This is a genomic window from Pseudomonas flexibilis, assembly GCF_000806415.1.
Taxonomy (GTDB): Bacteria; Pseudomonadota; Gammaproteobacteria; order Pseudomonadales; family Pseudomonadaceae; genus Serpens; species Serpens flexibilis.
In genome coordinates this window covers 69307-93058 of the sequence record NZ_JTAK01000001.1, presented here as the reverse complement: position 1 = coordinate 93058, position 23752 = coordinate 69307, and the positions used below count along the sequence as shown (strand labels likewise).

Here is a 23752-nt window from a genome sequence, read left to right as displayed (position 1 = left end):
CGCTCCTACAAAAGTGCGCGCTGCAATGCCTGGCACACCTTCTGGTAAAGTCGCGCGCCACCCCTTGCAGGAGATTCCCATGCCACCCGTCCTGAGCGGCCCACAGTATCTGCGCCAAGGATTGAGCCTGGTGCTCAGCCCGGGATTGCGTCTGTTCGTCCTGTTGCCCCTGCTGATCAACCTGGTTCTGTTCGCCGTGCTGATCGGCCTGGCCGTGCAGCAGTTCGGCCAGTGGGTCGACTATTTCATGCCCAGCCTGCCCGACTGGCTGGCCTTTCTCGAATACCTGCTCTGGCCGCTGTTCGTGGCGCTGGTGCTGCTGATCGTATTCTTCACCTTTACCCTGCTGGCCAACCTGATCGCCGCACCCTTCAATGGCTTCCTCGCCGAGAAGGTCGAAGTGGTGGTGCGCGGCCAGGACTCCTTCCCGACCTTCAGCTGGGGCGAGCTGGCGGCCATGGTGCCGCGCACCCTGGGCCGCGAGCTGCGCAAGCTGGCCTACTTCCTGCCACGCGTCCTGGCGCTGCTGATCCTCTCGCTGATCCCCGGCCTCAACGTGCTGGCTGCGCCGCTGTGGCTGCTGTTCGGCATCTGGATGATGGCGGTGCAGTACATCGACTACCCGGCCGATAACAACAAGCTGGGGTGGAACGAGATGCTCGACTGGCTGCGCGCCCGCCGCTGGCAGAGCCTCGGCTTTGGCGGTATCACCTACGCGGCGCTGCTGGTGCCCGGCCTGAACATCCTGATGATGCCCGCCGCCGTGGCCGGCGCCACGGTGTTCTGGGTGCGCGAAGGCGGCCGGGGCTAAGCAGGCTCACGGACGAATCCGCTCCGAGGAAAGCGACGCGCTACCCCCGTGGGAGCGAATTGATTCGCGAGCTGTTGGCGCGGCGCTGGGTGGCCAAAGCATCTGCCTCCACATGTATGATGCGGCGCCCGGCTCCGTCCGCTACACGTGCTCCAGGGCCTGGCGCAGCGCCGGGTAGAGACGCCGGAACTCCGCCTCGAACGCAGCCAGCGCCTCGGCAGAATCCTCCCCCGCCTGCAGCACCGTTTCCAGCCGGCCGCTTTGCGCCTGCAATTCCACGGCGCCCAGGGTGGCCGCCAGGGATTTGAAGCGGTGCATCAAATCGGCGGCTTCCGCCCTCTGCCCTGCGGCCAGCCGCTCGACCAACTGCTCGGGGAACCGCGCGTTCTCGTCCAGGAAGCGCCGCAGCAGGCGCAGGTACAGGGGCTGATTGTCGAGCATGCGCTCCAGGGCCGCAGCCTGGTCGAGTCCGTGGATGTCCGGGAGCGGCAAGCTCCGCATTGCCTCCGGCACCGGGGCGGGTGCGGCCGGCAGCCAGCGCTCCAGCACCCTCGCCAGCTGATCCAAAGCCACCGGCTTGGCCAGGAAATCGTTCATGCCCACCGCGCGGCAGGCCTGCCGGTCGCTGTCCCGGGTGCTGCCGGTCATGGCGATCACCGGCAGCTCAGGCCAGCTCTGGCGCAGGCGGCGGGTCGCTTCCAGGCCGTCCAGCACCGGCATCTGCAGATCCATGCAGACCAGGGCGATGTCCGCCTCGGCCCGCAGGCAGTCCAGCGCCTGCTGGCCATCGGCAGCCATGCGGACTTGCAGGCCGAGCAGCTGCAACAGCTCGGCGGACACCTCGCGCATCAGCGGATCGTCATCGACCAGCAGCACCGTGTGACCGGCAAAGCGCCGCTGTGCCGTATCTCCGGCGGCCGCGGCAGTTTCTTCGGCAGGTGCGGTGGACATCCGGCTCAGCTCCAGCTCGAGAAAGAACAGGCTGCCTTCCCCCGGCGCGCTATGGACGCCCAGCGTGCCGCCCATCAGGCTGGCCAGCCGGGCGGAGATCGCCAAACCCAGCCCAGTGCCCGACGAGCGTTCGGCATGGCCCGGCAGCTGGCTGAACGGCTTGAACAGCAGCCCCAGGTGCTCGTTGGCGATTCCCACGCCGCTGTCCTCGACCTCGAAGCGCAGCCGCACGCGCTCCGCCCCCCCTTCCAGCAGTCGCATGCGGAAGTCGATGCGCCCGTGGCTGGTGAACTTGACGGCATTACTGGCCAGATTGATGAGGATCTGCGAGACGCGCAGCGGGTCACCGTGCAGGCTGGACGGGACCTGTGCATCCAGCTCCACGCCGACCGTCAGGCCCTTCTCGCGGGCGCCTTCGCTGACCATGTCCACCACGTTCCACACCAGCTCGGTCGGGCTGAAAGGCACCTGGGCAATCGGCAGCCGGCCGGCATCCAGCCGGCTGAAGTCGAGCACGTCGTTGACGATCTCCAGCAGGTGTTCGGCGGCCTTGCGCAGCTTATCCAGGTAGCTGTCCAGCCGGGCGTCGCGGGAACTGCGCCGGGCCAGATGGGAGAGACCGATCAGCGCGCTGAGCGGCGAGCGAATCTCGTGACTGAGATGGGCCATGAACTCGGCCTGCAGTTCGGCCTGGCGCTCGGCGTTCTCCTTGGCTTCGAGCAGCTCGCGGGTGCGCGCGTCCACCTGGTGCTCCAAGTCCGCGGTCAGCGCGCGCAGCGCGTTGGCGGTGTTACGCAGATCGCTTTCATCAATCAGCAGGCTGCCCAGCGCGGTGATGCGCTGACTGCCATCGAAAACCGGGAAGAAAATCTGTCGGTACGCCTGGGGGCCATGCTCGGCGCTGGCCGGTAGTTCGATGCCCATCTCCTGGCGCTCGCCGCTGGCCAGCACCTCGCGCAATCCCTGCCAGGCGCGCCGACTGATCGGCGACAGCGTGGCCGGGGGTTCCGCGCGCTCCAGCGGTAGATGCGCCTGCAACACCAGCCCACCCTGTTCGTGTGGGCGATTGTCCAGCAACAGCCGGCCACGACGGTCGCGGATGCGCAGACGAATCGGCAGCTGGCGCAGCAGCTGCTGGTAAAGGGTCTCGCGCGCCTGGCGCCGGCGCCGGTGCCAAAGGTGGGTGAACAGGAAGGTCAGCACCACCAACGGCAGGCTCGCCAGCAGCGGGTGGGTCTCCGGGCGTAGCAGACACCAGAAAATGACGACAACCGCCAGGACCAGGACGATGAAAAGCGCCAGGGCAAGCCGAGGGTTCTGCACGATGGAAGTCCTTCAGCGACGCCGCGTCGTCAGCCACCCCACCCGGTGATGGCTTTTTGACGAGACTGGAAATGGTGCCCATGCAGCAAAGTCTGTTCCAGCTGCTCAGCTCCGGAACCAGTCTTCCAGCGACGCCTTGCCGGCATGCGCGGCATGCCAGTCCAGCAGCGCCTCGCCGGGCATCGGGCGGGCGAACAGGTAGCCCTGCGCGGCGCTGCAGCCCAGGCCGCAGAGCAGCCGCACCTCGTCGATGGTCTCCACGCCCTCGGCGATGCTCGGCAATCGCAGGCGCACACTCATGTCGATGGCCGATTGCAGGATGGCCAGGCTGCGCCGGTTACGGTGCGCGCTGGTGACGAAGGCTCGGTCGATCTTCAGTTCGGTGAACGGTAACCGGGTCAGCTGTTGCAGGGTCGAGAAGCCGGTGCCGTAGTCATCGATGGACAGCCCGAAGCCGGCCAGACGCAGGCGGCCTACCGAAGCCAGGGTGGCGGCGGTGTCGTGCATCAGCGCGCTTTCGGTGACTTCCAGAATCAATTGCTCGGCGCGCGCGCCGCTGGCCTGAACGCGGGCGATCAGTTCATTGGCGAAGTTGCGGTTGGCCAGCATGCTGATATCGATGTTCACCGCCATGCTCGGCGTCCAGCCCTGCTGCTGCAGGCGCGCCGCGTCGGCCAACACCTGTTCGACGAGTTGGAACGTCAGCTCCGGCAACAGGCCGCTTTCCGTGGCCAGAGCGATGAAATCACCCGGGTAGAGCATGCCCTGGCGTGGATCCTGCCAGCGGGCCAGCACCTCGTAACCCAGCAGCTGGCCACTCTTGAGGTCGATCTTCGGCTGGTAGTAGGGCCGCATATGGCCCTGGCGCAAGGCCTCGCGCAGGCTCGGAACGGTGACGCTGACGGTCGGCCTGACGGCCTCCTCGACCGGCGGGCTCGCCAGGTTCGGCAGGTGCTGCAGCAGCCCGTGCAGGTCCTTGCCGGACAGCGGTTTGGGCAGATTGCCCAGCAGGGGCAGGCGCAGGGTACGGATCATATCGAGCACGGTGGCCACCAAGGCCTCCTCGCAGCCGCTGGAGAGCACGACCGGCGGACACAGGTCCTCCTCATGCAGTTGCAGCAGCAGCTCGATGCCGTCCATTTCCGGCATTTCCAGGTCGAGGATCAGCAGCGGCAGCGGCAGTTGCTGTTCGGCCAGACGGCGCAGCAGCGTCAGCGCCTCCCGGCCGCTGGCGGCCTGGGCAATCAGCGACAGGCCGAGGGTCTCGAGCAGCTCGGCGGCGCATTCGCGTTGCAGGGCGCTGTCGTCCACCAGCAGGACCCGGGTCTGGCGCACGGACAGGGGAAGTTCGGCAAGCTGCATCAGGGTGTATCCAGGCAGATTCAACGCCCAAAGCGGGCAATCAGTTCGGGGATGTCATCGAGGGCGCAGACGCGGCTGACCCCGCCGTGACGAATGGCCTCCTTGGGCATGCCGAAGACCACGCAGCTCTGTTCGTCCTGGGCCAGGGTCGTGGCCCCGGCCTCGTGCATTTCCTTGAGACCGCGGGCGCCGTCGTCGCCCATGCCAGTCATGATCACGCCCAGCGCGTTGCGTCCGGCCGTGCGGGCCACCGAGCGGAACAGCACGTCCACCGAGGGCTTGTGGCGCGACACCTGGGGGCCGTCCAGCACCTCCACCGCGTATTGCGCGCCGTTGCGCTTGAGCTGCAGGTGCAGGCCACCCGGGGCGATCAGCGCTTGCCCGCTGAGCACCCGGTCGTTGTTGCGCGCTTCGCGCACCTCGATCTCGCACAGGGCATTGAGGCGCTGGGCGAACAGCCGGGTGAAGTTGGCCGGCATGTGCTGGACGATCACCAGCCCCGGGCAGGTGACCGGCAGGCGGGTGAGCACCCGTTCCAGCGCCTGGGTGCCGCCGGTCGAGGTGCCGATCGCCACCACGCTGTCGGTGGTGCGCTGCAGCGGTCGCGCTGGCGCGACCACCGCCTGTGGGCGACCGGAAACCGGCCGGCGCGGCGCCAGGCGCACCTGGGCGGCGTCGCGGATCATCTGCAGGAAGTCCCGCTGGTGGGCGGCGATGAACTCGCTCATGCCACCGGTCGGCTTGGTCATGATGCCCACCGCCCCGGCATCCAGGGCATCCAGGGCCGTGCTCGAACCCTGCTCGGCCAGCGAGGAGAACACGATGGTGGCGATCGGCGCCTCGCCCATCAGCTGGCGCAGGAAGGTCAGCCCATCCATGCGCGGCATCTCGATGTCGAGGATCAGCACGTGCGGCCGCTCGCTGCGCATCTTCTGCTGCGCGAACAGCGGATCGGGCGCCGTGGCGATCACCTGGATGTCCGGCTGCCCGGAGAGCATTTCCTTGAGCAGCGAGCGCACCACCGCCGAATCATCGACGATCATCACCTTGATCATCAGGCGACTCCGCGCAGGTCGGCACGCACCGCGGCCAGCGAGGCCGGCAGCCGGTAGACGGACGGACGCACCAGTTGCACGGGGCTCTGCACGCCCTGCAGCGATTCGGAATGGCCGATGATCAGCCAGCCGCCGGGGCGCAACTGACGTAGCACCTGCTGGATCACCTGATGGCGAGTGGCGCCGTTGAAATAGATCAGTACGTTGCGCAAGAAGATGATGTCAAATTGCCCTAAATCGGCGGCGGAATCTAACAGATTGTGCTGGCAGAAGCGCACCTTCTCGCGCAACTCGCGGCGAATAAGCAACTGGCCTTCATAGTCACCGGTGCCGCGCAGGCAGAACCGCTTGAGGTATTCCTGCGGCAGCAGCTCCAGGCGCTGCAGCGGGTACAGGCCCTGACTCGCACGCCCCAGCACCCGGGTCGACAGGTCGCTGGCCAGCAGCGACCAGCCACCGTCGCCCAGCTTGTCCTGCAGCAGCATGGCCAGACTGTAGGGTTCCTCGCCGGTGGATGCCGCCGCGCACCAGACCCGCACCGGGCGCTGGCGCAGGGTCGGCAGGATCTGCGCGGCCAGGTAGCGGAAATGCTCCGGCTCGCGGAAGAAGTAGGTCTCGTTGGTGGTCAGCAGGTCGACCATGCACTGCCGCTCGAGCGCCTGCTCCGGCTGCTGGAGCAGCGCGACGTAGGCGTCGAAGTCCGGCAGGCCGAGTGCCTTGAGGCGGCAGTACAAGCGGCCGGCCACCAGTTGGCGCTTGCTCTCCGGCAGGTCGATACCGCTGCCACGGTGGAACGCCTCGCGAATGTGTCGGAAAGCGCTCGTGCTGAGTCCGTAGACACCCGACATGCCGCCCCCCGTCAGTTCAGCGCGCCTTCGCGCGCCTGCTCGCCGCGCGCCTGCTGCTGGATATCCACCAGGCGCGCCAGCTCGTCACCGGACAGGACCTTGTCCATATCCAGGGCGAGAACGAACTGATCACCCTGGCGGATCATGCCGGCGACGAAATCGGCGCGAATGCCACCGCCCAGGCTGGGGCGCATCTCCAGGTCGGCGGTGTCCACTTCCAGCACCTCGGTCACCCCGTCGACGATCACACCGAGCAATTGCGGACCCTCGGCGCCGGCCACCTCGACGATGACGATGCAGGTGCGCTCGGCGAGCGCGGTGCGACCGCGCTCGAAACGCACCGACAGGTCGATCACCGGCACCACCGCGCCACGCAGGTTGATCACCCCGCGCAGGAACGCAGGGGTCAGCGGAATGGCGGTCATCGGCGGGCATTCGATGATTTCGCGAATGCAGGCGATGCGGCAGCCGAAGGTTTCCTCGCCCAGGGTAAACATCAGGTACTGCCCGGCCTGCAGGGCCGTGCCGGCGTTGCGCTCGCTGCTCATGGGCACTCCTTAAAACGCAGTGAAGGCCGATTCGTCGACGGGCGCGCCACTGCGCTTGAAGCCCTGGCGGCGCGCGGCGGCGTGCTCCCTGGCCATGCCGGTTTCGCCAGCCTGCAAGCGGAAGAAAGTCATCATCTGCTGCAGCTGGGTGGCCTGGGCGCTCATCTCTTCGGAGGTGGCGGACAACTCTTCGGACGCGGCGGCGTTGGTCTGGGTGGTTTGCGACAGCTGGCCGATGGCCGCGGTGATCTGCTCCAGGCCGGTGCTCTGCTCGTGGGAGGCGGCGGTGATTTCCTTGACCAGGTCGGCGGTCTGGCCGATGGCCGGCACCATCTGGTCGAGCACCTGGCCGGCGTTGGCGGCCAGCTGCACGCTGGAAGAGGCCAGCTCGCCGATTTCCTGGGCGGCCACCTGGCTGCGCTCGGCCAGCTTGCGCACTTCGGCGGCGACCACCGCGAAGCCCTTGCCGTGGTCACCGGCGCGGGCAGCCTCGATGGCAGCGTTGAGCGCCAGCAGGTTGGTCTGGTAGGCGATGGCGTCGATGATCTTCACCTTCTCGGCGATGTCCTTCATCGCGTTGACGGTTTCCTTCACGGTGCGACCGCCTTCGCGGGCCTCATTGGCCGACTTGGTGGCCATGTTGTCGGTGACCTGGGCGTTCTCGGCGTTCTGCGCCACGGTGGCGGCAATCTGCTCGATGGCGGCGCTGGTCTCCTCGACGCTGGCGGCCTGCTCGGTGGAGTTCTGGCTCAGGGTGGTGGAAGCGGCGGACACCTGTTCGGAGGCGGAGGCCAGCGCATCGGCCGAGGAACGCACCTCGCCGATCACCTGGGTCAGGCGTTCGACCATGGACTTCATGGAGGCCAGCAGGCTGTTGTCGTTGCTGACCTGGACCTCGACGGTCAGGTCGCCGGCGGCGACCTTCTGGGCGATCGCGGTGGCGTAGTCCGGTTCGCCGCCCAGCTGACGGGTGACATGGCGGGACAGCAGCAGGCCCATGACGATGGCCAGCAGCACGGCCATGATGATGACGGCAATCATGATCCTGAAGGTCATGTCCGCCACTTCAGCAGCCTCCTGCATCGACCCCTCAGCGGCCTTGGAGCTGAATTCGATCAGTTTGATAATTTCATCACTCAGCGACTGGACCACCGTGCGGAACTCTCCGGTAGTCAGCACGCGCAGTTGCTCCAGGTTGCCGGCATTCGAGACGCGTGCGATTGAGCGAGTCATCTCCAGGTAACGAGCGTACAGCGCCTGGGTGCGTTCGAACTGCGCTTGCTCTTCCGCTGTAGCCTCAGTCGCGGCGTAGGCAGTCACCAGTTCAGTGATTCTTTCCTCACGGACCACGTTGCGGTTCAGTACCGCGCGTCGCTCCTCGTCATCCAGCAAGGATGGCAGCGACACGACGCCCCGGGCGTGGGTGAGCATGTAGGAGGAAGCCTTGGCCAAGTAGTCAATGGACAGCAGACGGTTCTTATAAAGGTCCTCAGTAAGATGGGCCATTTGCTGCAAACGCATAACAGCCAAAACGCCCACAACGAGGGTCAGCAGCGCGCCGATGCTAAAAGCGATAAGTAGCTTCTGCATGAGTTTGAGGTTGAGATACCACTGCATGAGGTGTGCTCCAGGTAAGGCTAACCAGAATTAGGCGTGCTCCACGCGACGCGGCGTGGCCAGCAAGGAATTGATGTCGAGAATCAGCGCCACGCGGCCGTCGCCCAGGATGGTCGAGCCACCCAGGCCCGGCACGTTGCGCAGCATGGGGTTGAGCGGCTTGATCACCGCCTGCAATTCGCCGGCGAAGCGGTCGACGACGATGCCGGTGCGTTGCTGGCCGTGCTGGACCACCACCAGGCACTCGCGGGCCGCGGGGTCGCGGGGCAGCTCGAACAGTTCGGCCAGGCGCAGGTAGCTGAGCGGCGTGCCGCGCAGGCTCATCACCTGGTTGGCGCTGGCGTTCTTCGGCAGCTCCAGGCACTCGACCACCTGCTCCAGGGGAATGACGAAGCGGGCTTCGCCGACGACCACCTGGAAACCGTCGATGATCGACAGGGTCAGCGGCAGGCGGATGCGGAAGCAGGTGCCCTGCCCCATCGTCGACTGGATCTCGATGGAGCCGCGCAGCGCCTCGATGCTGCGGCGCACCACGTCCATGCCCACGCCGCGCCCGGACAGGTCGGTGACCTGTTCGGCGGTGGAGAAGCCGGCTTCGAAGATCAGCGCGAAGATGCCCTGTTCGTCGAGCAGCGTCTCGGCGCCGATCAGGCCGCGCTCGATGGCCCGCGCGCGGATCTTCGCGGCGTTCAGGCCACGGCCGTCATCGCTGATCTCGAGCACCACCGAGCCGGACTCGTGGTAGGCGTTGAGCAGCAGGCGACCACGGGCCGGCTTGCCGGCGGCGCGGCGCGCCTCGACCGGCTCGATGCCGTGGTCCAGGGCATTGCGCACGATGTGCAGCAGCGGGTCGGCGAGCTTGTCGAGCATGGTCTTGTCCAGCTCGGTCTCGGCGCCACGGATCTGCAGTTCGACCTCCTTGCCGAGGTCGCGCGCCACGTCGCGCACCACGCGCGGGAAGCGCTGGAACACTTCGTTGATCGGCGCCATGCGCAGTTCCAGGGCGCGGTCGCGCAACTGCTCGATGAAGTCGTCGACTTCCTCGACGAAGGTTTCCACCGCCTCGCGGGCCGAGCTCTGGCTGAGGGTGCGGCAGCGCGCCGAACGGGTCACCAGCTCGCCGACCGCGTCGATCAGTTGGTCGAGCTTGCGGGCGTCGACCTTGATCATCATCTGCTCGTCGCGCCGGGCCGGGGCGCGCTCGCTCGGCTCGCCACTGTCCAGCGCGGCCGCCAGCGGCGCCGGTTCGACTGCAACGGGCTCAGTGGGTGCTTCGGCGGCCACTGCCTCCAGAGGCTCCAGACTGATGTCGCAGTCGTCCTGGATGAACTCCAGCGCCTGCAGCAGCGCCTCGCGGCTGGCGTCGGTGCGCAGCAGCAGGTCGACCTTGAAGTAACAGGTCTCCGGGTCGATGTCCTCGAGGCTGGGAATCAGCTCGCGGTCCAGGGCCAGCTCCAGCAGCTCGCCCATGCCGATCAGGTACTGGATGAACGGCAGCGGATCGAGGCCATGGTGGAACAGCTCGGGGTGGCAGTGAATGCCGATCAGCCAGTCCTGCGCGTTGCCGCGCACCGGCACGCCGGCCAGCGGCTTGAGCACCTGCACCTCGCCCAGGTAGTCGGCCAGCGCTGCGCTCAACTCGGCACGCAGCGCCGGGTCGGGATCTTCGTCATCCAGGCCGAGCGCCACCTTGTCGAACAACCGGCTCAGGTAGTCGCCGCAGCGCAGCAGCAGGCTGATCAGCGCGCCGTCCATCGGCTGCTCGCCGCTGCGCACGCGCACCAGCAGGTTCTCCAGCAGGTGGGTGAAACTCACCACCAGCTGCAGGTTGAACATGCCCGACGACCCCTTGAGGGTGTGGGCGGCACGGAAGATCGCATTGATCCGCTCGCCGTCCAGACCATGGGCCTCGACTTCGAGCAGGGTGTGTTCATAGGTGGCCAGCAGCTCGCGGGCTTCCTCGAGCAGTACGCTGCGCACCGCTTGCATATCCATCTCGTCCTCCGACTACTCGATGAAATCTTCGAGTCGCAGCAGATCCACCACCTGGCACACCGCCGGGCTCGGCTCGACCAGGCGCAGGCGCGGCCAGCAGCGCTTGATGGCCAGCAGCAGCTGCAGGCCAGCGGTGTCCAGCTCGGTGATGCCGCGCAGGCCCAGGCACTCGGGGCGTTCCGCCATGATCTGCTGCAGCAGCAGGCCCTTGAGCTCGGCGGCGCGTTCGATGGTGAAGGCGCCACCCAGTTGCAGCACGGCGTTGGGATCGCTGGGCGTCATGGGTTCAGATCACCAGCTTGGAAACGGCGTCCAGCAGCATCGCCGGCTGGAACGGCTTGACCATCCAGGCGCGCACGCCGGCGGCCTTGCCCTGCTGCTTCTTGTCTTCGCTGCCTTCGGTGGTGAGCATGATCACCGGGGTGAAGCGGTAGCCGGCCACTTGCTTGGCGGCCTGCACGAAGGCGATGCCGTCCATGTTGGGCATGTTCACGTCGGAGACGATCAGGTTGATCTTGCGGCCGTCCAGCTTGCCCAGCGCGTCCTTGCCATCGGTGGCCTCGATGACGCTGTAACCGGCGCCCTTGAGGGTCAGGCCGATCATCTGGCGCATGCTGGCGGAGTCGTCCACGACCAGGATTGTCTTGCTCATCGAATGCTCCTTGAATCAGAAGAAGGTGACGGAGGAGGAAGCGGCGGCCGCACTGTTGCGCCGGCCGTCGTGCAGCGCCTGCTGCTCCAGCGTGGTGTAGGTGCCGGCCAGGCGCTTGAGCCACTGCTCGACGCCGAGCCCGGCCAGATCGCACTCGGCCAGGTCGCGGGCGCAGGCCTGCAGGCGCTCCATGTCGGCGGTGACGTGGCTGATGATCTGGTCGACGCGGTCCTGGAACTGCAGGTTGACGATCAGCTGGGCCAGGTCGTGCTCGATCTGCCCGCGCTCGTCGCGCAGTTGCTGCAGCGAGTCCTGCAACGCGCGGCTGGTGTCGGCGAACTGGGCGACGATCTGCTCGGCCAGTTGGCTGGAGTCGCTGACCAGCGCCTGCTCGCGCTCGGCGAAGGATTGCGACAGGGTCTCGGCCTTGTGGATGGCGTCGGTCACGGTCTTCACCGTCTCGCGAATCTGCTTGCCGGCCTCGCCGGACTGGTTGGAGAGCTTGCGCACCTCGTCGGCGACCACCGAGAAACCGCGCCCGGCATCGCCGGCGCGGGCCGCTTCGATGGCGGCGTTCAGGGCCAGCAGGTTGGTCTGGTCGGCGATCTCGCCGACCTGTTCGGCCATGCGCCGCAATTGGTTGGTGTGGCCGGCGATGCCGAGGATTTCGCTGACCAGGCTGGCGCGGTACTGCTGGGTCTGGCGCAGGGCCTCGACCAGGCTCTGCAGACCCTGCTCGGCCTGGTCGATGGCGGCAATGGCGCGATTGCCCAGCTCGCCACCGGCCATCTGGTCGCCGGCCAGCAGGCGTTGGTTGAGACCGCTGAAGCCGCTGCCCAGGTTGCCGATGGCATCGCCCATCTGCTGGCGGGCCAGGCCCAGGTGGCGGTTCCACATCGGCACCACGCTGCCGGTCAGCGCCTGCAAGCGCTGCAGGCGCTCGGTCTGCTCCGGGTCCGGGAGATCAGCTGCGGGTTGCGACTCCTCCCGCACGCCTGCCGGGGAACGGCCGACCCAGAGCAGCAGCCCCGCCAGGGCGGCCGCCCACAACAGGCCCTGCCACCAGACCGACGCCAGCCAGGTGCAGATCAACAGGTTGAGAACGGCCAGGGCCGCGAGAGCAACAACAGAAGAATTCCGGGGAGGCATGCGCAGTCGATTCCTGCATCGCAGATCACACAATCAACTGGCATTGTGACATCACGCACATTTCGGGCGCGTGAGTAGAACCACCTATGTCGGGTGAATTCTTTGTGACAGACGGGACATGGTCAGGCCAGCAGAGCCGGCTGGCACACCGTGGGGCGGGTGTTTGACCGCCCCACGGGTTCAACTAGCCCCGCCCGAGCACCTCGCCGGCAAATTCTTCCTGATAGCGGACCATCAAGGCCCGGTTGTCGTGCTGCCAGGGATGGAAATCGCGCCGGTAGAAGTCCAGGTAATCGCGCACCAGCGGCCGGAAGATGCCGCGCCGTCCCCACAGCCAGCCCAGGCCATCGCGCCAGACACCCCAGTTCCAGAGCAGGCCGTCGCGGCGCAGGAAATGGATCAGCCCGCGCGTGGTGTCCCAGGTAAAGAAGATCGTGCTCTGCAGCATCGCCCGGCGGCGCAGCCAGGGACTGCCGCAGACCTGCAGGTAGAGATCGAACGCCACCGCCTTGTGCTCGGTTTCCTCCAGCGCGTGCCAGCGCCACAGGCGCGCCAAGCACGGGTCGGCGCCTTCCATCCAGTCCGGGTTGGACAGCAGGGCGTTGGCCATGATGGCGGTCAGGTGTTCAACCGCGCAGGTGGCGGCGAGTTGCAGGCGATCCGGCAGCCGGCGCTCGATGGCGTCGATGTCATAGCCCAGCTCGCGCAGGCGCTGGCTGTACTCCAGGTGTTCGCGGCTATGGTGGCCTTCCTGGCCGATGAAGCCGCGAATCTGTTCCTTCAGTTCGTCATCGGTGACTTGCTCACGGAACAGCCGTACCGAATCGATGAAGAAGCGCTCGCCATCGGGGAACAGCACCGACATGGCGTTGAACAGATGACTCTTGAAGGCATTGCCACCGTGCCAGTGGCGCGGCAGCGGATCCGGCAGGCCGGACGCCAGACGACGGGGGCGGATGTGCAGATCGGTCGGTTGGGACATGGCGGACGCTCACGCAAGACGGTCGAGAGTAGTCAACGCCAATTGGACCCGGCGCGGAGCCGGTCTTTCGCATGGATTGCCGCGGAGCGTCGGTCTCCGCCGCGTCCCGCCCCGTAGGGTGGAAAACTCGCGCAGCGATTTTCCACCGACCGACCGTGCGCAAAGCCCGGTAGACAAGGCTGCGCCGTTGTCTACCCTACGACCCCGTGGCCTGCCGGCCGCCTGACCACCGGCATGCGCGGCCCACGCCCTCGCGGTAAGCTTCCACCCCATGAACTACCTCGCCCATCTGCACCTCGGCGGCCCCGCGCCGGCCCAGTTGCTCGGCAGCCTTTACGGCGATTTCGTCAAGGGTCCGCTGGCCGGGCGCTTTGCCGCCGACATCGAGGCGGCGATCCGTCTGCACCGGCGCATCGATGCCTTCACCGACAGCCATCCGGCGGTGCTGGCCGCCCGTGCGCGCTTCCCCGCCGATCGGCGGCGCACCTCGGGCATCTTGCTCGACCTGTTCTTCGACCACTGCTTGGCGCGGGCCTGGGATGACTACGCCGGCGAATCCCTGCCGCAGTTCACCGGGCGCGTGTACCGGGTGCTGGCGGTGACCCCGGAGCTGCCCGGCCACCTGGCGCTGATCGCCCCGCGCATGGCCGCCCAGGACTGGCTGGGCAGCTACCGCCATTTCGACACGTTGCCTCGGGTGGTCGATGCCATGCGCCGCCGCCTGTCGCGCCCGCAGCTGCTGGACGCTGCGGAAGATGAGCTGGCACGCCTTTACGACCCGCTGTGGGAGGACTTCCGCGCGTTCTATCCGCAATTGATGCGTTTCGCCGAAGAGCAGCGGTCGGCGTAGGGCAGTCAGCGCTTTCCTGGCCGCCAGACAGAACCCGCGGCCACCACCATGGTGGGCAAGAACAACGTTGCCCACCCTACGCCGGCCTGCATGCACCGTCTCCCCTTTCCCTCGACGGGAGAGGGGCCGGGGGAGAGGGTGGCACCCTCAGCCCCAACGCTTCGGCCACTGCCTGCTGGCTCAGCCGGGCCAGATCGTCCCGGCTCCTGCCGCGACTGTCGATGGGCGGCAGCAGGTGGATCTGCACCTCCGCCACCTCGGCGCCCAGCAGGCGCAGCAGGTGGCCGGGCAGCTCATCGTCGCCGATGAACGGCGCCAGCGGGTCGATGCGCCCGCCACGCAGATAACGAATGGCCACCGGCTGCAGCGGCACACCGGCCTGCGTGGCACTGCCCAGCAGGCGACCGTGAAAGGTGCGCACCTGCGTGCCGTCCGTGCTGGTGCCTTCCGGGAACAGCGCCAGCGCGCCGGGTCGGCCCAGGCGCTCGGCGAGTTGCTCGGCTACTTTCGCGCCGTCGCCGTTGCCCCGACGAATGAACAGCGTACCGCCCTGCTCGGCCAGCCAGCCGAGCAGCGGCCAGCCGCGCACGTCCGCCTTGGCCAGGAAGGCCAGTGGCAGCAGCTGGCCGAGCAGCGGGATATCGGTCCAGGACACATGGTTGCCGACCCACAACCGTGGCTCCTGCGGCACCTCGCCGATCAGCGTGACGCGAAACGGCAGGGCCGCCGCCAGCGCGGCGTGGAAGCGCCGGGTCAGGCGCAGACGCAGGGCCAGGCGATCGCCGCGCCACAGCGGCTCGACCAGTGCCAGCAGCAGCGAGAACAGCACGCCCAGCAGCAGCACCGCCACCAGGCGCGGCAGGCGCCAGGCCAGCCGCAGCCACCTCATACCGCGGCCTTGAAGTGCCGGGCGTAGCGCGGGCAGAGGTCTTCGCGGCGCAGCAGGATGAACAGGTCGGCGACCTGGAAGTCCGGGTCCCAGCAGGGCTCGCCACAGATCTTCGCGCCCAGGCGCAGGTAGGCCTTGAGCAGCGGCGGCAACTCGGCCACCAGGTTGTCGGGCAGCGCCATGTCCAGCGCCGGCAGCGGATTGAGCGGTTCGGCGCGCAGGTGCTCGTGGCACAGGTAGCTGTCGCGCAGGCGCTGCATCACCGCGCGCGCCTGGATGCCACCGTCGCGCATCGGGATGCTGGCGCAGCCCATCAGGTAGCGGTAGCCGCCCTCGTTGAGGATTTCCGCCAGTTCGCTCCACAGCACGCCGATGGTCGCGCCGTTGCGATAGGCGGCATCCACGCAGGTGCGGCCGATCTCCAGCAGCGGCCCCTGGCTCAGCGCCGGACCGCGCAGGCGGAATTCCCCTTCGCTGTAGAAGCGCCCCAGGCCGCGCGCCGCCTGGTGGTCGAGCAGGCGGGTGGTGGCCACCAGCGCACCGCTGTCCAGGTCGCGCACCCCAATGTGCAGGCAGTGGGGATCGTAATCGTCGCGATCCAGCCCCTCGTCGGCACCCGGCAGGTGGGCCTCGAAGGCCTGGCTGAACACGCGATAACGCAGGGCCTGGGCTTCGCGCAGCTGATCGTCACCGCTCAGGCGCACGGCCTGCAGGCGGCTGGGGGAACGCAACATGCTTGTCTCCTTGGCCGGCTTCTCCGCCGGTCGGGCAGTGTGGGCAAGGGCGATGCTAGGGAGGGCCGGTGTCGGGGCGGTGACAGCGGCATGACGGCGGCGTGACAAAGCCCGAAGGGTGCGAGGTTCGCGTCTAAGCTTCGGTCTTGAAGGAAGAGAGCCTTCGAACACCCGCTGTCCGGCACGGTCAATCGAAGCGGATCGCAACGGAGGAATGCTGTGCATATCGCTGACATGACGATGTTCTACGCGCCGGCCAGCGGCGGAGTACGCACCTATCTGGACGCCAAGCACCGCCGCCTGTGCGCCTACCCCGGCGTGCAGCACAGCCTGCTGATTCCGGGCGACAGCTACAGCCAGCACGACGGCATCTACCGCATCCCAACCCCGCCGCTGCCCTTCGCCCGGGGCTACCGCTTTCCCATACGCCGCACGCCGTGGCGTAACCTGCTGCGCGCGCTGCAGCCGGACCTGATCGAGGTCGGCGACCCCTACCTGACCGCCTGGGCGGCGCTGGACGCCGGTCGGCGCCTGGACGTGCCGGTGATCGGCTTCTATCACTCGGACCTGCCGCGTCTGGTGCGCAACCGCATCGGCCCCTGGCTGGACACCAACCTGGACGCCTATATCGCCCGCCTGTATGGCAATTTCGAACGCGTGCTGGCGCCCAGCCAGGTGATGGCCGACAAACTGCGGCGGCTGGGCGTGACGCAGGTTCACGTGCAGCCGCTGGGCGTCGACCTGGACACCTTCCACCCGCGCCACCGTGACGAGGGCCTGCGACGCCAGCTGGGCCTGGACGACGCGACCCGGCTGCTGATCTTCGCCGGGCGCGGCTCGCGGGAAAAACGCCTGCCGGTGCTGCTGGACTGCGCACAACGCCTGGGGCATCCCTTCCACCTGCTGCTGGTCGGCTCCGGCATGCCCACCCGGGTGCCGGCCAATGTCACGGTGATCAACCACTTCTGCCCCGCCACCGAGGTGGCGCGGCTGATGGCCAGCAGCGACGCGCTGCTGCACGCCGGCAACCAGGAAACCTTCGGCCTGGTGGTGCTGGAGGCCATGGCCAGCGGCATCCCGGTGGTAGCGGTGCGCGCCGGGGCGCTGGCCGAGATCGTCCCCCCGCACTGCGGGCAGCTGTGCCGGCCCAACGACGGCGCCTCCATGGCCCAGGCCGTGCGGATGCTGTTCGAAGGCGATCCCCGGCAACTGGGCAGCCAGGCCCGCCGGCATGTGGAGCGTCACTATTCCTGGGACACGGTGGTCGCCGGCCTGCTGGGCCATTACCGCGCCGTGCTGGGCGTTACAGAACTGCCGGCGGTGGTGCATGGCTGAGCGGCACCTGCTGATCGTCCTGCATGACGTGGCGCCACCCGGCTGGCCGCAGTACCGGCCGTTCGTGGAGGCGCTCGACCAGCTCGGTCCGCTGCCCCTGAGCTGGCTGGTGGTGCCCAACTTCCACCATCGCCACCCCCTGCAGGCGAGTCCGCTGCGTGACATCCTCGAACAGCGCCTGGCGCGGGGCGACGAGCTGATCCTGCATGGCTTCCATCACTGCGACGACGAACCGCCGCCGCGCGATCCGCGCGACTGGTTCATGCGCCGCGTCTACACCCGCGAGGGCGAGTTCTTCCGTCTCGATGAACAGCGCGCCGGCGAGCGCCTGGCCCGAGGCGTCGAGCTGTTTAAGCGCCTCGGCTGGCCGCTGCAGGGGTTCGTCGCCCCGGCCTGGCTGATGAGCGCCGGCACGCGGCGCGCCCTGGCCCGCAGCGGGCTGCGCTATACCAGCGATCCACGCAGCCTGCTGCTGCTGCCCAACTTCACCGCGCTGCCTGCGCCGACGCTGGTGTGGACCAGTCGCAGTGCCTGGCGGCGCGGCCTGTCCCAGGCCTGGTGCGCAGCCCAGTTGCGGCGCTACCAGCAGGCGCCGGTGTTGCGTCTGGCGCTGCATCCGGAGGATCTGCGCCACCCCAGCGGGCGGGCCTTCTGGCTGGCCACCGTGCGCCGTTTGCTCGACAGCGGCCGCATCCCCCTGACCAAGGCGGCCTGGCTGGAGCATTGCAGGACGCAGCGAGCGGCCGCATGAAGCGCGGACTCTGGCTGCTGGCCTGTGCACTGCTGGCCGCCGCGCTGGTGCCTCTGCTGCTGGGCGGCAGCGGGCTGTGGGAGCGCCTGCGCACCTTTCCCCCGGGACTGTTGCTGGCGATGCTGGGCATGATCCTCGTGGGCTGGAATCTCAACGCGCTGCGCCTGCGCCTGCTGCTGGTCGGTCGGCCGATGGGCCAGGGCCGTGCGCTGGGCGTGGTGATGGCCACGGAGTTCGCCATCTGCGCCACGCCGGCCGGCGCCGGCGGCCCGTTGACCCTGATGGCGCTGCTGATGCGCCACGGCCTGCGGCCGGCCCAGGGCACGGCGATCTTCACCGTCGAACAACTGGGCGATCTGCTGGTGTTCGCCTGCGCGCTGCTGGGCATCTTCTGCTATGCGCTGTTCAACGCGCTGAGCTCGCGCCTGGGCTGGATGCTCGGTGCCAGCCTGCTCCTGCTGATCAGCGGGCTGACACTGGCCTTCCTGCTGGCCTGGAACCACCGCCGCCTCTTGCGCATCTGTGGCCATCTGCTGGCGCGACTGGGCGTGCCCTGGCGGCGGCGCGTGCACTGGGGGCGCAAGGTGCTGGGCTTTCGCAATGCGCTGCAGGACAGCCTGCGACTGCCACGCCGGGTGCTGCTGGGGGTATTCGTGCTCACCGCGTTGCACTGGCTGCTGCGCTACAGCGTGCTCTACCTGACCCTGCAGGGCCTGGGCAGCACGCTGCCCTGGGCCTGGACGGTGCTAGTCCAGGTGCTGGCGCTGGGCGCCGGCCAGCTGAGCCTGCTACCTGGCGGCGCCGGCAGCGCCGAACTGGCCTCGGTGGCGCTGCTCGCCCCGCTGGTGGGCAAGTCCAGCGCGGCGGCGGCAATCATCATCTGGCGGGGCGTCACCTATTACTTCTACCTGATCGCCGGCGCCCCGCTGTTCCTGCACCTGGCCGGCCGACCGCTGCTGCGCCGGCTGGTGCGGTTTCGCCAGTCGTGACCGCAGCAGGGCTGGTCGAGGCCACCGGCTTTACGCCGGCAGACGGAGTTTCGGCAGATGCCGAGGTCCCCGGCCCCACAGCGGCCAGCGCCCTAGCGCTTCGCGCCGAGGAAATTCAGCGCATCCAGGGCGCTGCGTTCGGGGATTTCCTCCATCGGCACATGCCCCACGCCGGCATACACCTTCACCTGCACACCCGGCAGGTCGCGCTTCCACAGGGCCACCTGCTCCGGCGCGATCCAGCGGTCCCGGTCGCCCCACATGAGCAGGGTCGGCACACCGATGCGCGCCACCCGCTCGGCGGTGTCCTTGCGGCTGCGGTTCAGGCGCACCAGCAGGCGGAAGATCTCCATCATGGCGCGGCGATTGCCGGGCCGGCGAGTCAGCTCGTAATAGCGATCGGGCACGCCCGGCTGGATACGGCTGCGATCCCCGTAGACTTCCTTCACGCCCTGGGCGATCAAGGCGCGCGGCATCCACAGCGGCATGGCCCAGGTGGCGCCCGGCAGGCTGGCGGCGGCGATCATCCAGGGAATCTTGCGCATCGGGTAGCCGACCGGATCGAGCAGCACCAGCCGCTCCACCCGTTCGGGCTGTTCCAGGGCGTAGCTCCAGGCAAGGTAGCCGCGCAGCGAGTTGCCGACCAGGGTCGCCCGCTCGACCCGCAGATGATCGAGCAACAGCCCCAGCACCTTGCGCATGCGCTCCTCGGAGTACCCGCCGGGCGCCGGACCGGTGAGACCGAAACAGGGCAAGTCGAAGCGAATCACCCGGTAATGGCGCGAAAAGGCCTTCACCCAGCCGTCCCAGGTATGCAGCGAAGCCACCACCCCGTGCATCATCACCACTACCGGCTGGTCGGGGTGGCCTTCATCGCGGTAGTGCACCGCAAAGCCGTCCAGCTCCACATAACGCGAACCGCTGGCCGGGTGGCCGTAGCGGGCCTTGAGCGCGGGCAGGGGCAGCTCGCCGAAGCCCAGGCGGGCGACGCCGCTGGCCAGGGGCGGCGTCAGGGTGGAACTGGAAGCGGGCATGGCATTCTCCTTGTGAGCCGGCAGCGAACGGAAGGCACGGTGTACCCGTGCCATCGGCATCACAGCACGGAAAAAAACACCCATGAGCCCAACCGAAGGACGGGATGACGCTGCGCGCCAGGCTGGATAAGCTGCCCCGGTCGGAAACGAGCCACGGATTGCCCAATGCCGCGCCCCCATAACGCCCTGCTCGCCCTGGTGCTGCTGCTTGTGCTGAGACCGCTGGCCGCTACGGAGTTGTACTTTCTCGGCGAGCCGATCCCCGACATCCAGCGCCCCTGGAGCAGCGAGGACTACCGCCAGTTGCTGGACACCCTGCGCAAGGTGCAGGGCAGCCAGGCCGACGCCCTGCCCCGGCGCGGCGGCGAATTCACCGGGCCGCTCTACCAGCGCATGGTCAATCCCGAGAACTTCCGCCCGCAACTGAACATCTACGTGGCCCTGGAGCAGCGTCAGGAGCAGGCGCGGGACATCCTGCTACACCTGCGCGAACTGCTGCGCCTGTACCTGGATTTCAAGGCCGCGCAGCAGCCCTACGCCAGCGAGGCGCTGGGGCTGATGAGCCATTCGCTGCGCCAGCAGGCGGTGCTGTTCACCCTGACGGTGGAGTTCTGGATGACGCTGTCGGAGGAGGAGCGACGAAGCCCGGTGCGCCTGCAGGGCCTGCGCGACACCAAGGAAGCCGCCGCCCAGCTGACCCGCAGCGCCCTGGATTTCCTGGACATGACCCGGCAGTTCGGTGCCGCCGAGCTTGAGCAGTACGCCAGCGAGCTGAGCGGCCAGTTGCCGGAGCTGTTCGTGCACCTGCCGGCCCCGGCGCGCGCCGAGGTCCTGGCGCGCTTGGACAGCCTGGCGAGGGAACATCCGCTGGCCGCGGTGCGCGACCGCCTCAATGCGCTGCAACCGACCCTGCTGGCCATCGAGGACGACATGCGCGCCAAATCGACCGGCGCCGAACCCATCCTGACCGGAGCACTGCCATGACGTAGGACGGTCGGCGCTTTACCGGCCGGAGCGCAGGGCTCTCACTCAGTCCAGCAGTCCCAGCGCCTTGGCCCGCGCCACCGCCTGGGTGCGCCGCTCCACCCCCAGCTTGCCGTTGATATGCCGCGCATGGGTCTTCACCGTGTGCAGCGAGATGAACAGCCGCTCGCTGATTTCCTGGTTCGAACACCCCTGGGCGATCAGGCGCAGCACGCCCAGCTCGCGACCGCTCAGCGGCACCGCCTCCCCGCCGGCGTCGGCCGAGCTGGCCGACGCCGGCAGCAGGGCCAGCAGATCGCTCGCCAGCGGACCGTCCGGCTGCTCGGCAAGCTGCGCGCGCAGCCAGTGTGGATGGCGACGCAGCAGGTGCAGGAATGCCAGCAGACAGCCGCCCCGGCCGGACTCCAGCCCGCTGACCAGCACGGCGCCCGCCTCTTCCAGGCGCCCCCGATCCAGCAGCAACAGGCACAGGTGGATATCCGCAAAGCAGGCGAACATCAGGGCACCGCGCCGGCGCGCCTGGCGCTGCAGATCGCGCAGCTGCCGCTCGGCGTCCTCGGTCTGGAAGCGCCGGCGGGCCACGATGGCGCGGCGCAACCCCAGGTGCAGCGGCAACTGGGGCAGCAGCTCCGGGGCCGCAGCCGGCTGCTCCCCGGTGTAGGTGTCACTCAGCCGGGCCAGCCACAGCTCGGCCAGGGGCAGTTGCCCCTGGCCGGCCCAGAGTTCGCATTTCACCAGGGTGACCAGGGCCAGGTAGTAGATGGGCGGCACATCCCAGGCGTGCAGGGTGCGCTCGGCTTCTGCGAGCAGGCGGAAAGCCTCGGCGATGTCACCCTCCTGCTCGGCCAGGGTGGCCAGCACGCTGTAGCCGATCACCAGGGTCACGTCGCGGCAGGCCCGCGCTTCACGGATACCGGCCTGCAACCGCTCGCGGGCCTGCTCCGGCTGCAGGCGCAGCGCCAGCAGGTAGCCTTCGTACAGGGTCAGCCGGGCGCGAACCGCGTAGGGCTTGTGCGCGCCCAGACCGCCCAGGCGCGCCAGGCCCAGGCGCACCTCGTCCAGCGCGCGCAGGACTTCCCCACGCGCCTGCAACACCCGCGCGCGATCGTGATGGGCCAGCGCCTCGAACAGCGGATTGCCGTAGCGCTGGGCCAGCTCCAGCGCCTGGCGGTTGAATTCACGGGCGCGCCACAGCACACCCCGCGTCACCGCCAGGTTGGCCAGGGTGGAAATACACATGAAGCGCTGTCCGAAGCGCTCGGCCGGCAGATCGACCAGGGCTTCGCGGCAATGCCGCTCGGCCAGCGCGATCTCGCCGCGCCCGCGGGCGATCATGCCGCTAAGGGCCTGCCATTGGGCCAGCAGCAAGCGCTGCTCAGTCGCGCTGGCGGCCGGCAGGAAGTGTCCGAGCCGTTCGGCCAGTGCCTCGGCGGCGTCCAGTTGGCAGGCCAGGGCCAGGGCCCAGCCGTAGAGCAGGATCAGCCGTGGCGAAAGCCCGAGCAGGCTGTCGGGCAGCTCCAGCTTCCAGCGCAACAGCATGGCCACGTTCTGCTCGCCGAGCAGTTGTTCTTCGGACAGGTTCTGCACCAGCTCGGCGGCCACATCGCTGCGTCCGGCGCGCAACGCCTGCTCGACCGCCTCGACCGGATCGTTCTGCCGGCTGTACCAGCGACAGGCGCGCAGGTGCAGGCTGGCACGCGACACCTCGCCCGCGGCAGGCGGATGGCGGCGCAGCAGGTCGCTGAACAGGTGGTGATAGCGGAACCAGCGGCCCTGCTCGTCCAGGGGGACCAGAAAGACCTGATGGGCCTTGAGGTGATCGAGAATCTCGGCGCTGTCATGCTCTTCACGCAACGCGTCGCACAGCTCGGCGCAGAAGCGATCGAGGCAAGCGGTCTGGTAGAGGAAGGCCTGCACGGCCGCAGGCTGGCGGTCGATCACTTCTTCAAGCAGGTAATCGTGGATCAGCCCGTCGGCGATCGCCGGGGACAGCGGAGCGGCCTCCGTTTGCGGCGCATCCTGACGCGCCAGCAACCACAGCCGCAGGCCGGCCACCCAGCCCTCGCAGCGCTGCAGCAGCAGGTCGCGCTCTTCATCGCTCAACTGGGTGCCCTGCCCGGCCACCAGCGCACCGGCCTCTTCGGCGCTCAGGCGCAGGTCCTGGACCTGCAGCTCCAGCAACTGGCGGTGCAGGCGCAGGCGCGCCAGGTGCCAGGCGGGCCGCTGGCGACTGGTGACCAGCAGGCGCACGCCGGCCGGCAGGTGGTTCAGGACGAACTGCAGGCTGCTGTCCAGCACCGCCCCCTGCACCAGGTGGTAATCGTCCAGCACCAGCAGCAGATCCTCACCGTCGAGGCGTACCTGCAGTTCGTCCAGCAGATCGCTCAGCCAGGCCTCGAAGGCGAACGGCTGGTGTGGCTGGCGCATGCGCAGCAGGGCGAGGCCCTCCTCGTACAGGCCGGGATAATGCCTGCGCAGACCTTCCAGAAAACGCTCGAAGAAGCGCCCCGGGTCGCCGTCCCGAGGCCCCAGGCCAAGCCAGAGCGTGCGCCAGCCGGACGGCAGGCGCTCGCAGAATTCGCTGGCCAGGGAGCTCTTGCCGAAGCCCGCCGGCGCGCAGATCAGCAGCAGGCGACCCTCGAGCCCCTGTTCCAGGCGCTCGCACAGGTGCGGACGAGGTGCGTGACCGGCCGGCAGCGGCGGTCGGAAGAAGTGCCGCTCCGGAATATCCCGGCCGGAAGGCGTGCCACCAGGCGAGGTAAACGCAGTCATGGGGCGGTGCGGGCCTCTGCAAACGACCCGGGAAGCCTAGCGTCTTCCGTCGCGATTTGAAAATCGGCTCGCTGGCGGGGCGCCGATCAGCAAAAAAAGCCCCGCCAGCGGGCGGGGCAAG

At 68.3% G+C, this 23752-nt stretch carries 21 protein-coding genes; 6 read left to right on the top strand and 15 right to left on the bottom strand.

Annotation, left to right across the window (positions count from 1 at the left end; translation table 11 throughout):
* Window positions 1-79: 79 nt before the first annotated feature.
* The gene (cysZ, locus tag PT85_RS00455) at window positions 80-811 is read left to right on the top strand and encodes a sulfate transporter CysZ (RefSeq protein WP_175444380.1); all 732 of its coding nucleotides are present in this window, start codon (window positions 80-82) and stop codon (window positions 809-811) included.
* 141 nt (window positions 812-952) lie between these two features.
* On the opposite strand, the gene PT85_RS00450 is transcribed toward cysZ, so the two are convergent.
* The 11 genes from PT85_RS00450 to PT85_RS00400 form a co-directional block, all read right to left on the bottom strand.
* A complete protein-coding gene (locus PT85_RS00450) occupies window positions 953-3085 on the bottom strand; it encodes a response regulator (RefSeq protein ID WP_052237568.1) in 2133 nt (710 codons plus the stop codon).
* A 105-nt stretch (window positions 3086-3190) separates the two neighbouring features.
* Window positions 3191-4447: an EAL domain-containing response regulator gene (locus PT85_RS00445; RefSeq protein WP_051587383.1), complete on the bottom strand. Its 1257-nt coding sequence runs from the start codon at window positions 4445-4447 to the stop codon at window positions 3191-3193.
* 20 nt (window positions 4448-4467) lie between these two features.
* Window positions 4468-5502, bottom strand: a complete 1035-nt coding sequence (locus PT85_RS00440; protein WP_039605650.1) for a protein-glutamate methylesterase/protein-glutamine glutaminase — start codon at window positions 5500-5502, stop codon at window positions 4468-4470.
* Window positions 5502-6350, bottom strand: a complete 849-nt coding sequence (locus PT85_RS00435; RefSeq protein ID WP_052237567.1) for a CheR family methyltransferase — start codon at window positions 6348-6350, stop codon at window positions 5502-5504. The genes PT85_RS00440 and PT85_RS00435 overlap by 1 nt, the downstream gene beginning before the upstream one ends.
* An 11-nt stretch (window positions 6351-6361) precedes the next feature.
* Complete coding sequence (locus PT85_RS00430; RefSeq protein ID WP_039605649.1) at window positions 6362-6898, bottom strand: chemotaxis protein CheW; 537 nt, start codon at window positions 6896-6898, stop codon at window positions 6362-6364.
* Window positions 6899-6907: 9 nt separating this feature from the next.
* The gene (locus PT85_RS00425; RefSeq protein ID WP_234702658.1) at window positions 6908-8488 is read right to left on the bottom strand and encodes a methyl-accepting chemotaxis protein; all 1581 of its coding nucleotides are present in this window, start codon (window positions 8486-8488) and stop codon (window positions 6908-6910) included.
* Window positions 8489-8545: 57 nt separating this feature from the next.
* Window positions 8546-10510: a chemotaxis protein CheA gene (locus PT85_RS00420; RefSeq protein ID WP_039605647.1), complete on the bottom strand. Its 1965-nt coding sequence runs from the start codon at window positions 10508-10510 to the stop codon at window positions 8546-8548.
* 12 nt (window positions 10511-10522) lie between these two features.
* The gene (locus PT85_RS00415) at window positions 10523-10792 is read right to left on the bottom strand and encodes an STAS domain-containing protein (protein ID WP_027591787.1); all 270 of its coding nucleotides are present in this window, start codon (window positions 10790-10792) and stop codon (window positions 10523-10525) included.
* Window positions 10793-10796: 4 nt separating this feature from the next.
* Complete coding sequence (locus PT85_RS00410) at window positions 10797-11162, bottom strand: response regulator (protein WP_027591788.1); 366 nt, start codon at window positions 11160-11162, stop codon at window positions 10797-10799.
* 15 nt (window positions 11163-11177) lie between these two features.
* Entirely contained in the window at window positions 11178-11951 is a 774-nt protein-coding gene (locus PT85_RS18335; protein ID WP_267882102.1) for a methyl-accepting chemotaxis protein, read from the bottom strand.
* Window positions 11952-12495: 544 nt separating this feature from the next.
* Window positions 12496-13293, bottom strand: a complete 798-nt coding sequence (locus PT85_RS00400; protein WP_039605646.1) for a metal-dependent hydrolase — start codon at window positions 13291-13293, stop codon at window positions 12496-12498.
* A 271-nt stretch (window positions 13294-13564) separates the two neighbouring features.
* Between PT85_RS00400 and PT85_RS00395 the strand changes: the two genes are divergently transcribed.
* Window positions 13565-14143, top strand: a complete 579-nt coding sequence (locus tag PT85_RS00395; RefSeq protein WP_039605645.1) for an acyl carrier protein phosphodiesterase — start codon at window positions 13565-13567, stop codon at window positions 14141-14143.
* Window positions 14144-14219: 76 nt separating this feature from the next.
* On the opposite strand, the gene PT85_RS00390 is transcribed toward PT85_RS00395, so the two are convergent.
* Together PT85_RS00390 and olsB are read right to left on the bottom strand one after the other, a co-directional pair.
* Window positions 14220-15032 (bottom strand): lysophospholipid acyltransferase family protein, encoded by an 813-nt coding sequence (locus PT85_RS00390; protein ID WP_052237566.1) that lies wholly within the window; start codon window positions 15030-15032, stop codon window positions 14220-14222.
* The gene (olsB, locus tag PT85_RS00385) at window positions 15029-15766 is read right to left on the bottom strand and encodes an L-ornithine N(alpha)-acyltransferase (RefSeq protein ID WP_039559916.1); all 738 of its coding nucleotides are present in this window, start codon (window positions 15764-15766) and stop codon (window positions 15029-15031) included. Before olsB ends, PT85_RS00390 begins: the two co-directional genes overlap by 4 nt.
* 219 nt (window positions 15767-15985) lie before the next feature.
* On the opposite strand from olsB, the gene PT85_RS00380 reads away from it, so the two are divergent.
* From PT85_RS00380 to PT85_RS00370, 3 genes are read left to right on the top strand one after another with little or no spacing between them, the layout of a single operon-like run.
* Window positions 15986-17101: a glycosyltransferase family 4 protein gene (locus tag PT85_RS00380; protein ID WP_027591793.1), complete on the top strand. Its 1116-nt coding sequence runs from the start codon at window positions 15986-15988 to the stop codon at window positions 17099-17101.
* Window positions 17094-17852: a DUF2334 domain-containing protein gene (locus PT85_RS00375; protein WP_039605644.1), complete on the top strand. Its 759-nt coding sequence runs from the start codon at window positions 17094-17096 to the stop codon at window positions 17850-17852. The genes PT85_RS00380 and PT85_RS00375 overlap by 8 nt, the downstream gene beginning before the upstream one ends.
* Complete coding sequence (locus PT85_RS00370; RefSeq protein WP_039605643.1) at window positions 17849-18841, top strand: lysylphosphatidylglycerol synthase transmembrane domain-containing protein; 993 nt, start codon at window positions 17849-17851, stop codon at window positions 18839-18841. The genes PT85_RS00375 and PT85_RS00370 overlap by 4 nt, the downstream gene beginning before the upstream one ends.
* A 92-nt stretch (window positions 18842-18933) precedes the next feature.
* Here the strand turns inward: PT85_RS00370 and PT85_RS00365 are convergent, their stop codons facing one another.
* Window positions 18934-19875 (bottom strand): alpha/beta fold hydrolase, encoded by a 942-nt coding sequence (locus tag PT85_RS00365; RefSeq protein ID WP_039605642.1) that lies wholly within the window; start codon window positions 19873-19875, stop codon window positions 18934-18936.
* A 165-nt stretch (window positions 19876-20040) separates the two neighbouring features.
* Here PT85_RS00365 and PT85_RS00360 point away from each other — a divergent pair, with 165 nt between their 5' ends.
* Window positions 20041-20859, top strand: a complete 819-nt coding sequence (locus PT85_RS00360; RefSeq protein ID WP_039559911.1) for a hypothetical protein — start codon at window positions 20041-20043, stop codon at window positions 20857-20859.
* 45 nt (window positions 20860-20904) lie between these two features.
* Here the strand turns inward: PT85_RS00360 and PT85_RS00355 are convergent, their stop codons facing one another.
* Window positions 20905-23631, bottom strand: a complete 2727-nt coding sequence (locus PT85_RS00355; RefSeq protein WP_039605641.1) for a LuxR C-terminal-related transcriptional regulator — start codon at window positions 23629-23631, stop codon at window positions 20905-20907.
* Between the last annotated feature and the right edge of the window lie 121 nt (window positions 23632-23752).